The following is an 11,495-nucleotide window of genomic DNA, read 5'->3' on the forward strand; positions in this document are numbered from 1 at the left end:
ATGGGAACGTTCAAACGGACGGACCGGGCACTCGATGCCGCCTTATCGGATCCGCATCATTTCTTTGCGGTCATCGATCGGGATGGGGTGACGAAGTTCACGCGAGACGGAAACTTCCAACTATCTCCGCAAGCCGATGGGCGTATTCAATTGACGGATGACGCGGGACGGTCTGTCGTTAACGGTCAAAATGAACCAATTCTCTTACCTGCGGATGCGACGGGTGTCGAATTGAACAAGGACGGCAACGTCACGGGAATCGTCAATGGAGAGCGCCGTGTCCTCGCACGACTTGCTGTGGGGTATGTCGACAATCCGAATCAGTTGACGGAAGATGGAGCCGGCTTGTTTACAGCACCAGGACAGTATGAAACAGTCGATGGAAATCCATTGACGGTCGGCACACTCGAGTCGTCGAACGTCGATATGGCAACCGAGATGACGAATTTGACACAGATTCAACGGGCGTATCAATTCAATTCAAAAGCACTGATGACGACCGATCAGATGATGGGAATCGTCACGTCACTGAAATAACATGAAAAAGCAGATCGCCTCAGATTTGAGTGCGGATCTGCTTTTTATATTCAGTCTTGTAGCGCTTGATAAATAGCGGCCATATCGGCATTCCCATGGTCAAGCTTTGCCTTCGCATAACTACGATCCGCTGCTTGAGCGAGCGGCAACTCGAGCTGCTGACGTTTTGCTTCAGTTATGATCAGCCCGAGATCCTTCGCCATCAAGCGAAGCGGGAAGGCAGACGGGAAATCGTTGTTCCGGTACATGTCCCGTTTACCGGTGAAGAGCGGCGTGTTCATGCCCGATGCACTGATCATCTGGATCAGCTTCTCTTTCTCAAGACCCGCACCTTCTCCGAGCAACAACGTCTCCGCGACTCCTTGTCCGACGACGGCGAGTAAGAGATTGATGGCAAGTTTTGCCGCACTTCCTGAGCCATGTGGACCGAAATGGATCGTTTCCTTTCCGAGTAGATCAAGATACGGCTGACAAGCCGTGACGACGTCTGCGTCACCGCCAGCAAGCAAGACGAGCTGCCCGTTTTCTGCAACGGGGACGGACCCCGAAACAGGAGTTTCAAGATACGTCCCATCATTCTCTTCGACGAGACGTGCCATCTTCTTCGTCTCTTCCGGTGAGATCGTACTCAAGTTGACGATCGTCTTACCTGTGAGGTCGTCTGTTACACTCTCGAGAACGGACGCGACAGCTGGTCCGTCCGCGAGCATGATGAAGATGATGTCGCTTTGACGTACTGCGTCCTTAGCTTCTTTGACCGCTGTTGCTCCTCGATCCGTCAACGACACCGTCTTTTCATACGTCCGGTTGTAGACGATCACGTCATGTCCACCGTCGAGTAGCCGTTTTGCCATCGGTACACCCATATGTCCTAAACCAATCCATCCCAGTTGCATGTCGATTCCTCCTTAAAATAATGCGCTTTTGACTATACCCCACGCTTGATCGAATCTAACGACAAAAAAGACCGTCCACGTGATGTGAACGGTCGAATGATTAATCTTCATACATGAGAATCGTCGAAATGACAGCAATCGGGAAACGAATCGTAAAGGTCGATCCGACACCAACGACCGATTCGACATCAATCGTTCCGTTATGGTGTTTGACGATTTCCTTACAGATCGATAGACCAAGACCGGTTCCACCGATTTTTCGTGTCTCGGAGTTATCGACACGATAGAACTTATCGAACAACTTCGGAAGCGCGTCTTGTGGAATCCCGATGCCTTCATCCTGGATGCGGATTTGGGCGAAACCAAGTTCATTTGTAATCCGTATCAAGACCGTCCCACCGCTCGGTGAGTACTTGACGGCATTGCTGAGCAGGTTGTTGAGCAACTGCTTCATCTTTTCTGCGTCGCCGTCGATCATGATCGGTCCACGTGCCTCGAAATCAATCGTGTGTGTCTCATGCGAGACATCATAGAACTCGATTAAATCCTGGGCGAGTTCGACGACATCAAACGTCGTCATCTCGTAACGGTGTTCGCTCGATTCCATCCGTTGAACATCGAGGAAGTCATTGACGAGCGTCGTCAGGCGACCCGTCTCGGAGTGGATCGTCTGGAGATATTTCCGTTGCCGTTCTTCCTCGAACCGTTTGTTGAGCATCAGCTCGGTGAAGCCATAGATCGAAGAGAGTGGGGTCCGTAATTCATGCGAGACGGTCGAGACGAATTCTTCCTTCATCCGCTCCGCTTCCGTCTCTTTCGTCACGTCACGGAGAACAAGCATCGTACCGACCCACATGCCGTCGACCTCGATCTTCTCGGCATAAATCTGGATGTACGTACTCTGTTTTCGAATCGAGACGATCAAGCTATCTTTTGGTAAATTCAGCTCAACGATCTGTTCGATGTAGCGTTCGAATGGTGCTGGTTCATCGATGATGTCAGCGAGTGCCTGCATCGCTTGCTGGAAGGCAGAGCGCTCTTCGTCTTTGAACTCTGTTGGTACTTCCGGGAACAACGTCATCAGCGGTTCGTTGACGAGCAATTCGTCCGTCTCATGTTCGATGTAGACGACGGCTTCACGAATCGAGTTTAATAGTTGGGTCGTCTTATTCTTCTCACGAATCATTTCTTCATAAATGCCCATCCGAAGAAGGGAAAGCGATAATTGATGCGAGAACGACAAGATGTCATCCATCTGTTCCGCTGTGAAGGCGTCACGATAACGAACGAGATAGATACAGGCGATCATGTGCTCTTTCGTCGGATCAAGAACTGGGACTGCGACCTCATACATATAGTATGGGTATGGAAGCGGACTCTCATGCGCGACCTGTTTCGATGAATGGACAGGACGCTTTAGGAGGCGTGCACGGTGCAAGAGTGATTGATCATCGGAGACAAGACGACCGACCATCTCTTCCGTCATCCCATAATCGATCGTTGAACGGACTTCCTGTTGATCAAGGAACAACAATGCACCAATCTCAGAATGTGTGATCGAGACGAGCTTCTCGATGATTTCCGGATACGCCGTCAGTGTCTCACGGGACGCAAGCGTCTCGGTCAATTCATTGCGATACTTGAGATGTTGTTCGCTCCGAAGCGTGATATCGAGTGCTTCCTCAAGCTCTTCCTGCTGCGCTTGCAGTTCTTCTTGCTGGGCAACGAGTTCTTCCTGTTGTGCTTGGAGCTCTTCGTTCTTCGCCAGCATATGGACCTTGTTGTCGGCAATCGATGCCGCCATTTGATTGAATGATGCCGTCAGCGTATGCAGTTCATCCTTCCGTTTCGGTAATGGAATCGCTTGGATGTCTTCACCTGTTGCAAGCAAAGCGCTATCGCGAGACAGTGCGTTGACCTGCTTCGTAATGCGGCTGATGAACGGACGAACGAGCGAGAAGAGGACGAGAATCAAGACGACGAGGTTCGACAGCCAGATGAACTGGGCGACACGCATTTCGCCAAGAAGATCGTTCTTTGCATCGACTTCCTTCCCTTGAATCAACGTCAGATAATCAGCAAGTAACGTATCAATCCGTGTCATGTCGACATCAGCGTCTGATAAACTAACCGATCCGCGTATTGTTCCGTTTGCATTAAACAGATCCTTCCCATTCGAAAGCGCAGCAAGGGTATCAGGGTCGACAAAAGCTTCATCGATTTTCCCGTCTTTCTTCCCGTCGACGTATTCAGTAAGGAGTGGCAGTGCTGTTCCGAAATAATCGTCATACATTTGACGTGTCGCGGTTGCGTACTCTTTTCCTTGCTCGTACACGGCGTACTTCTCGAACCATGTCGTTAAACGATTGATTTCCTGTTGATTCGTCTTGACGGCATCCAGTGTTTCCTGTGAGCCGGTCAACAAATAGGATTTGACGTTACTTTGCGCGACGGTCCACTCGCTTGCGAGTGCGTTGGCATTCGTTCGTCGTTCACTCAAGTCATCGAATGTCGCATTCGCCTGATCGATTTTTTGTTCTGTGTAGAAATAAACGATCGCAGACGTGATGCTGAGTGCGACGAACACCATATAGAAGGCGAACATCAATTGGCGACCGATGGTATGGTTGATCCATTTCACTGGGGTATCCTCCGTATTCTATTTTACATGTATGAAAAAGATTGCTTAAGTTCGAATATATTCATCTTACACACATTCAACTTGTACGGCAAATTTGAATCTGCAAATCTTATTAAAACAAATATATCATATATTGGTTAAAATGGAAAAACGATATATTTTCTGAGAATAAGGATTAAGAAGTATGGTTTTAAGGAAAACAATAGGGGATATGGAACTTCATACTTTAAATTAGGGAAGTGGTTAGATGCAAAAAATGTTCGAAAACAAATGGTACCGATTCGCCTGGTGGATCATGACGTTACTCATCATCGTCTGGATTGGCGATCATGTCACGTTCCTATTCCGACCGGTCGCGATTTTGCTACAGATGGTCGTACCACCGCTTGCGATCGCCGGGATTCTCTATTATGTCCTGCTACCGATCGTCGAGTTGCTCGAGAAAAAGATGAAGCGACGGCCTGCTGTCTTGATCGTCCTCGTTGGTCTGATCGGAATCTTGACGACGCTCGGCTTCATCTTCGGTCCGATGCTATCAGAACAGATCACACAGTTCGTCAACTCGATTCCGACACTTGCGACGCAGTTTCAGCGTCAATTGATCGATGTTCGAGAGCAACTTGAAAACAGTTCGGTCTTCTCACGCTTCCTCTCAGGACCAGATAACTTGTTCAATAAGTTTTCTAGCAATATCTCGGAGTACGCTTCGACGTTCCTCAAGAACATCGGTACGGGTGTCGGTGGCTTCGTCAGTGTCGTGACGACGACGGTCGTGACGATCGTCATCATCCCGATCATGTTGATTTATATGTTGCTTGATGGTGATAAGCTGAAAGGTAATCTCGTCAAGCTGATGCCGTATGAGTACCATAAAGAAACGAAAAAAATCCTCGGTGACGTTCACTTGACGATCATGAGTTATATCCGAGGACAAGTCATCGTCAGCATTGGTGTAGGAATCATCGCTTATATCGGATATCTGATCATCGGGATTGATTATGCGTTGCTACTCGCGTTGTTTGCGACACTGACGAACATCATTCCGTTCCTCGGTCCAGTCCTCGGTGTCATTCCGGCCTTGATCGTTGGGTTCATCCAGGATCCGATTCTTGCGATTTATGCAATCATCGTCATGACGGTAGCACAACAGATCGATTCGCACATTATGTCACCGCTCGTTCAAGGGAAAACGCTCGATGTCCATCCATTGACGATCATCATCGTCCTGCTGGTTGCGGGGAACATCGCTGGTTTCTTCGGGGTCTTACTCGGTGTCCCGTTCTACGCCGTCATGAAGGTCGTCATCCTGAACATCCGTCGTCTCTATCATCTTCGGTCGCAAAAGAAGATGGTCATTACGGAAGAAGAGAAGACGTTCGATACGATCATCACGGAGCGCGATTGAGTTTTGAAATTTACGTAAAAGTGCGTCATACTGAAGACGTAGTTAAGAAAAAGGGGGCAGGGATCAGATGGATTCACGTCATACCGAAGAACAAGCCGATTTACTGGCATTGCAGAAGTTTCAACACAACTTCGAAAACAGCCTCAAGTCGAGTATCATTTATCTCTTGCGTGATGGGGCGTTGACGATCGGGGAACTCGAGCAACGGATCGATCAGTCACACGGTCAAATCCTCGAACAGCTGCAGGAGCTGATCGAAGATGGTCTCGTCGTCCAGCAGATGTCAGAAAAAGTGCACGGGCTGGCCTATTATTTAACGGCACCGGCAGAAGATCTCGTCCGTCAGTTCAAGGAATCGATCCGCTGGAGCAAACAGCATATTCGTTATTGAGGAACGTCAAAAGCCAGAGTCGCTAGACTCTGGCTTTTGTGTGGATCTTAACGATGTACGGCACTGAAGGCTTCTTCCGATTCAATGCCTGCTTTGTTGACGGCTGTAATGATGAAACGACCCGTCGCATCTTCTGGAAGTGGGAAGGCTTTCCGTTCGATGACATCTGTTGTACCGAGTTTTTTGCGTTTACCGTCTTTTTCTTGATAGATGTTGTATTTGACGACATCTTTATCCGTAGAAGCATACCAGTTCACGAATCCACCACTGACGCGGACGTTCGTGGCTGGTTTCGGTGGTGTTTTGACGGGATCAGATGCTTTCTCATCGAGTTCTGTGAAAACGACGAGTCGATCATCATACGTTCCGGCATTTTGGTCAAATGTTCCGATACACGTAATCAAGTTAAGATTCCGTTTCTCAGAAGCACCAAAGATTTTTTGAAGCGGGGCATCCAAGTGATCGTATTGAACAAGCTTTTTGACGCGGAAGACGAGCGTCCGTCCCGAAGCATCCTTAATCTTGATTTGATCATTCTTCTTTAAGTCTCGTAGTTGATAGAAGACGGCAGGACCTGTTTTCGTATCGGTGTGTCCATCGATGACAGCATTCCCGACATCGCCTGGACGTGGACCGAACTTATACCAGCCGACTTGTTGTTCATTCTTTGGTGTCGCCATGGCGCCATTCTTATCAAGACCGACTTGCTCGACCTTTGTTTTGACGTCAAGCGTTGGAATCGAGAGAGTCTTTGGTAATTCGACTTCATTCGTCGAAAGATCCTTGAACTCTTTTTTGAAGATGTCCGATGGTTTTAACGGATCTTCTGCTGGCGCCTCCTTCTTATTCTCGGAAGAAGTCACCGTCTTGGGTGACGCCGTTCCTTGGGTGATGTTGGATGCTGCTTGTTCCGGTGTGCTAAAGAGCAGGAACAAGAGCGTTCCGACGGAAGCAACCATCAAAACGATGCTTGTCGGCAGTAACCATTTTCGCATGACGTGTAACTCCTTTCCGAGAGAAGGGTCTCTCTATGTAAAAACAGGATAGCAGATTGCTATCCTGTTTTTGATTATACCCAATTTCTTAGGCGTTTTGACGTTTGCGTGCGAGGACAAGACCAACTGCTCCGAGTGCGAGACCGAATACTGCGATTGCACCTGTTGTTGCAGCTGTGTTGTTGTCGCTCATACCACCGTTACCAGTGTTCGGCATTGAGCCTGGTGTACCATCCATGAATTTCTCTGGCGATTGTTTGACGATCGCCTCACCAAGGTTTTCACCTACGCCGTACATGTAAGCGTAAGACTCACGGAATGTGTCGACAGAACCTTTGTAGTCGCCTTCAACATACTGCATGAACGTATCTTGGACGTAAGTCTCGTGACCTGATACGGCTTCTTGTGCTGCTTTTGTTGGAAGGTTTTCTTCTGTTGCCGCACCGAGGAATGCACCGAAATCGTTCGAGAACATTTTGAGCATGTCTTGTGCGTCACCCATTAATTTTTTATCGTCATTGATTGCTGCTGTGACAAGGTTTGCTTGTGCTTCGATGTGGTTTTTCGTCCAAACTTGTTCGAACTGATCCGCACCGGCTTGACCGTAGATTGATTTGATCGCTGCTTTGAAGTCTGCCGTGTGCATATCTTCAGCCCAGTTTGCTGCATCGTAATCCTTCGCTTTATCAACACCAGCTGTCATGCTGAGGTTCGCAAGTGCAACGTGTTCAGCTGCAAGGCTGTTAAGTGTTGAACGAAGATCTGCTGCTTTTGAGTCCGCTTTCGTGTTATCGAATTTCTCAGGCATCTGTGTTGTGATAGCGACTGAGAGTGCTTTTGAGATATCGTACATGCGGCTGTATCCTTCACGGAATGTGTTGTACGATCCTTCGTAGTCACCAGCTGCATATTGCTGGAATGTCTTATAGACGTCTGCTTCGTGCGCACGGAGGACTTCTTCAGCTGCTGCTTTCGGGAGTTTCCCTTCCGTTGCTGTATCGAGGAAGCTTGAGAGATCTTGTACGAACTCTTCTGTCTCTTTCTTCGAAGCGTTGATGCCGTCTTGGTCATCTGCTTTTACAGCTTTGACGAGGTCTGTTGTGTATTTATTGTGATCAACGAAAATTTTCTCGAATTGTTTTGCGCCTTCATCGCCGTAAACTGAAGCGATGGCTGGTGTCATATCGAGTGCATTTTGTTTAAGTGCTGCTTCGTAATATTCTGCGTCTTTTGAACCGTCATATTGTTTTTTCATGTCCATGACAGCGAGGACGAAGTGCTCTGAAAGTAACTGATCGAGTGTTGCGCGAAGGTCAGCAGCTTTTGTTTTGACCGTGACGTTCTTTGGTGCCTCTTGTTTCATGTCATCTGCGCCACCAGAAGCGAATGCTGCTGTTCCTGGAAGTACGAGTGCTGCTGCCATTGCTGATGCTGCGAATTTTTTAGTGTGTTTCATGTTGAATCCATCCTCTCGATTTTAAGGTAGTGGAGCGCTTGCTTTGGTTTTTAATATGAAAAACGTTTGGAAGCGTTGATCTAAACTTGAATAGAGGGATGAAACCGGGCCCGTGTCATCCTGTGCTTGTAAGTGTTGCTCGTGAATCTGTAAGGCTTACGCGGATGGATGGCATTTGGATTTAAAAAAATGTGAGATTTACGGAAATAATGTGTTGCGAATTTTTTACTTCCTTATATAACAAAAGAAAACTTTTTTTAAATGTTTACCGATCGCTCGTGTTACACTAGCTAGGAACCAGGAGAAAACAAAGTCATTCCTGATATTGTTACCTGGTACTAATGTGCTATACTACGCTTAGACTGAATCAATGAAAGGTGATCAAAATGGTACAAGACCAAGCAGGTACGGAACAGCCAACGCGTGAACGTTCAAAGCGACATCAACAAGGCAAGGACGCTGGAACATCTGAAAAGAAAACACCACGTCTTCGGAAGTACACGACGCGACGTGTCCCAATTCTCGTCCGGTTGTTGATCGTTCTCGTTCTCGTCATCGTCGCACTGGTCGTCGGTGCAATGGTAGGGTATGCAACGTTTGGTGGTGGCGAGGCAATGGATGTGTTAAAGCTCGACACATGGACCCGCATCACCGATTTTTGGATGAAATCTTAATTTGTCAGTGATGGGAGCTGTTTAATATGTATACAATCGAACAAATCAAGGAAGTCATTCCGCACCGTTATCCCTTTTTGCTCGTCGATCGGATTTTAGAGGTCGAAGAAGGCAAACGCGCGGTCGGAGTGAAAAACGTGTCTGCGAACGAAGAATTCTTCAACGGACACTTTCCTGACTATAACGTCATGCCCGGCGTTCTCATCGTCGAGGCGCTCGCGCAAGTCGGTGCCTTCGCTGTCCTTAAGATGGAAGCGAATCAAGGAAAGCTTGCTTTCTTTGCCGGCATCGAGAACTGCCGCTTTAAACGTCAAGTCGTGCCAGGCGATCAATTGCGCCTCGAAGTTGAATTGACGAAGTTACGTGGACCTATTGGAAAAGGTCGTGCCACAGCGACGGTAGACGGGGAAGTCGCCTGCACTGCCGAATTGACATTCGCAATTAAGTGACGACCAGATGAAACGCTGGTTGCTTCCTCTCGCGATTTCCTTATTGATCATCCCTGGCTGTCAGCGTGCTGAAAAGGTCGAGACCGCTTCCCCATCGGTCATCGTCGACCCGATCAAACGGGCTGGTCAGACAGAGAACATCTCCGCCCAGATTTCCTTGACGAGTAAGGACCGGATGCGTTTGACGATCAAGACGACGAATGACATTCGTCTTGACGATCAACAAGTCGACATTCGCTTAGAGGTCTCGAATCAATCGATTCCGTTCCCATTCGTGTCGTTTTCCGCTAAAAAAATGGGTGAGATTCGCACGTACACTTCAGATACAACCGTTGAAGATGAAGTTTTCAACGAAAATCGCCTGCCTGTCCTCGTCATTGACGCCGGAGCAGGACGCGGGATTGAGATTCCGCTCGAAATCATCCGATGAACGATAAAGCGCCGACTCCTGTCACAGGAATCGGCGCTTTATCGTTTATTTGACGAGCGAGACGGCACGGTTTACGTCGAGGCGACCGTAGCCGTATGAGGTGTCGTAGCCTTTTGTTCCGAGATCTCGGGCAGACGATTTTAAAAGCTTCTCTGTCGCACTCGGTGACAAGCTCGGCTTCAAGCTCATCAAAAGACTCGCGACTGCTGCGACGTGAGGGGCCGCCATCGAAGTCCCACTCGAATAGGCGAGTTCACCGTCACCGATATAACTTGGGATCTCAACCCCTGGGGCGACGAGATCGAGTCCTTTTCCGCGATTCGAGAACGAAGCGCGGACATCTTTTCGGTCCGTCGCGCCGACAGATAGAACATGCGCATAGCGTGCAGGATAGCTGATCGTCTTCGCACCGTCATTACCGGAAGCAGCGACGACGAGCACCTTCTTCTGATCGGCATACGCGATCGCATCCTCGATAGCGCGTGATTTTTCATCCATTTCTAGACTGAGGTTAATGACGCGGGCGCCTTTTTTGATCGCATGGAGAATACCACGTGCGACGTCCGACGTGGAGCCTTGCCCGTTTGCATCAAGGACACGAATCGGAATCAAGGAAGCCGCTGGATTGATCCCTTGAATGCCATACAGATTATCGGCATTCGCAGCAATGATCCCGGCGACATGGGAACCGTGACCGTCTGGATCGGTGACGGAAGTCTTTCCGCGAATGAAGTCGTACCCGAGATCGGTCCGGACGCGTCCTGCGAAGTCGGCATAGGTCGAGTTGATCCCGGTATCAACGACGGCGACAAGTGTCGGCTGTAACGTTTTTCCGGCGAGTCGTTTTAAGGCAGCGGCGTACTGGATGTCAGCCCCGACTTTTCCTTTTCGTTGTCCTGTGTTCTGGAGCGACCATTGGTACGGGCGATACATATCCTTTGCCGTCCGGACGGTCTGTGTATGCTCGACGTAGTCAACAGCAGCTGATCGTTCTAAGTAACGTTTTGCCTGCGCTGCGGCAGCATTCGTCTTGAACGTCCATTCTTCGAGGGACAGGCCCGGAAGCGACGATCGTGTCGCCTGGAGCGACGTCGAGACGGATTGTTTCAGACTGCCGTGCTTCATCTTGACGAGGAGACTCGCGGTCTTTGACGTCGTCGCACTTGGTTTCATCGGTAGGAGCGGCTGGAGTTTACGAAGGATAAAAGGAATTTGATAGCGGGTTCCCGGTTTCCCTTCGAAGACGACGTACTGTGTACCGGACCAGCTGAGCGGGAAGATCAACGCTTCGTCCTGCAATTGGCGATACCGTTTGTAAGTCGTCCCTTTGCTGTAATTCGTCTTTGAGGTATAGATAGAACCTTTCGAGCGATCGAGATCGAATTCGAGATGCGTTGCCCGTTCAATATAGAGGGCTGACGGTAGGGTGAAGACGGCACGTCCGGACGCATCATATGTACCGCGTAACGTCTGACTCGTCACCGGAAGTGGTGTCGTCGCAGCCGAGACGGCGGACGGGGTCAGGAGACTGACACCGAGGAGGAGTGGAAGGATACGTTTCATGAAAAATCACGACCTTTACGGAAAATGGTGGAAAGTTGAAAAAAAGGACAGTTCAAAC

General features: G+C 49.0%; 11 protein-coding genes. 6 read left to right on the forward strand and 5 right to left on the reverse strand.

From position 1 onward, the window contains the following. On the forward strand, positions 1-537 hold a 537-nt coding region (locus F8N00_RS11220; RefSeq protein WP_421018223.1), incomplete at its 5' end, for a flagellar hook-basal body protein. A gap of 50 nt (positions 538-587) precedes the next feature. On the opposite strand, the gene F8N00_RS11225 is transcribed toward F8N00_RS11220, so the two are convergent. Together F8N00_RS11225 and F8N00_RS11230 are read right to left on the reverse strand one after the other, a co-directional pair. Next, on the reverse strand, positions 588-1,433 hold the full coding sequence (locus F8N00_RS11225; RefSeq protein ID WP_075643022.1) for an NAD(P)-dependent oxidoreductase: 846 nt from the start codon (positions 1,431-1,433) through the stop codon (positions 588-590). A gap of 100 nt (positions 1,434-1,533) precedes the next feature. After that, on the reverse strand, positions 1,534-4,074 hold the full coding sequence (locus tag F8N00_RS11230; RefSeq protein ID WP_075643021.1) for a HAMP domain-containing sensor histidine kinase: 2,541 nt from the start codon (positions 4,072-4,074) through the stop codon (positions 1,534-1,536). A gap of 247 nt (positions 4,075-4,321) precedes the next feature. Here F8N00_RS11230 and F8N00_RS11235 point away from each other — a divergent pair, with 247 nt between their 5' ends. Both F8N00_RS11235 and F8N00_RS11240 read left to right on the forward strand, forming a co-directional pair. Continuing rightward, positions 4,322-5,479, forward strand: a complete 1,158-nt coding sequence (locus tag F8N00_RS11235; RefSeq protein WP_058264538.1) for an AI-2E family transporter — start codon at positions 4,322-4,324, stop codon at positions 5,477-5,479. A 67-nt stretch (positions 5,480-5,546) separates the two neighbouring features. Continuing rightward, entirely contained in the window at positions 5,547-5,870 is a 324-nt protein-coding gene (locus tag F8N00_RS11240; RefSeq protein ID WP_023469481.1) for a winged helix-turn-helix transcriptional regulator, read from the forward strand. Between the two features lie 47 nt (positions 5,871-5,917). Here F8N00_RS11240 and F8N00_RS11245 read toward each other — a convergent pair whose 3' ends face one another. Then, positions 5,918-6,865, reverse strand: coding sequence for a class F sortase (locus F8N00_RS11245; protein ID WP_075643020.1), 948 nt, complete (start codon positions 6,863-6,865; stop codon positions 5,918-5,920). 88 nt (positions 6,866-6,953) lie between these two features. Continuing rightward, a complete protein-coding gene (locus tag F8N00_RS11250; RefSeq protein WP_023469479.1) occupies positions 6,954-8,321 on the reverse strand; it encodes a hypothetical protein in 1,368 nt (455 codons plus the stop codon). 386 nt (positions 8,322-8,707) lie between these two features. Between F8N00_RS11250 and F8N00_RS11255 the strand changes: the two genes are divergently transcribed. The 3 genes from F8N00_RS11255 to F8N00_RS11265 are packed head-to-tail and all read left to right on the forward strand — an operon-like array spanning position 8,708 to position 9,874. Further along, positions 8,708-8,995, forward strand: a complete 288-nt coding sequence (locus F8N00_RS11255) for a DNA-directed RNA polymerase subunit beta (protein ID WP_023469478.1) — start codon at positions 8,708-8,710, stop codon at positions 8,993-8,995. 26 nt (positions 8,996-9,021) lie between these two features. Continuing rightward, positions 9,022-9,444 (forward strand): 3-hydroxyacyl-ACP dehydratase FabZ, encoded by a 423-nt coding sequence (fabZ, locus tag F8N00_RS11260; protein ID WP_023469477.1) that lies wholly within the window; start codon positions 9,022-9,024, stop codon positions 9,442-9,444. A 7-nt stretch (positions 9,445-9,451) separates the two neighbouring features. Continuing rightward, a complete protein-coding gene (locus F8N00_RS11265; protein WP_053454386.1) occupies positions 9,452-9,874 on the forward strand; it encodes a hypothetical protein in 423 nt (140 codons plus the stop codon). A gap of 45 nt (positions 9,875-9,919) precedes the next feature. Here F8N00_RS11265 and F8N00_RS11270 read toward each other — a convergent pair whose 3' ends face one another. Continuing rightward, entirely contained in the window at positions 9,920-11,437 is a 1,518-nt protein-coding gene (locus F8N00_RS11270; RefSeq protein ID WP_235515943.1) for a S8 family peptidase, read from the reverse strand. Positions 11,438-11,495: the final 58 nt, after the last annotated feature.

The organism is Exiguobacterium sp. A1_3_1 (assembly GCF_048985645.1).
GTDB lineage: Bacteria > Bacillota > Bacilli > Exiguobacteriales > Exiguobacteriaceae > Exiguobacterium_A > Exiguobacterium_A indicum.

Coding starts and splice junctions, on each gene's coding strand:
- F8N00_RS11265 (WP_053454386.1), top strand. CDS start 9,452: ATGAAACGCTGGTTGCTTCCTCTCGCGATTTCCTTATTGATCATCCCT.
- F8N00_RS11245 (WP_075643020.1), bottom strand. CDS start 6,865: ATGCGAAAATGGTTACTGCCGACAAGCATCGTTTTGATGGTTGCTTCC.
- F8N00_RS11240 (WP_023469481.1), top strand. CDS start 5,547: ATGGATTCACGTCATACCGAAGAACAAGCCGATTTACTGGCATTGCAG.
- F8N00_RS11255 (WP_023469478.1), top strand. CDS start 8,708: ATGGTACAAGACCAAGCAGGTACGGAACAGCCAACGCGTGAACGTTCA.
- F8N00_RS11270 (WP_235515943.1), bottom strand. CDS start 11,437: ATGAAACGTATCCTTCCACTCCTCCTCGGTGTCAGTCTCCTGACCCCG.
- F8N00_RS11225 (WP_075643022.1), bottom strand. CDS start 1,433: ATGCAACTGGGATGGATTGGTTTAGGACATATGGGTGTACCGATGGCA.
- F8N00_RS11235 (WP_058264538.1), top strand. CDS start 4,322: ATGCAAAAAATGTTCGAAAACAAATGGTACCGATTCGCCTGGTGGATC.
- fabZ (WP_023469477.1), top strand. CDS start 9,022: ATGTATACAATCGAACAAATCAAGGAAGTCATTCCGCACCGTTATCCC.
- F8N00_RS11250 (WP_023469479.1), bottom strand. CDS start 8,321: ATGAAACACACTAAAAAATTCGCAGCATCAGCAATGGCAGCAGCACTC.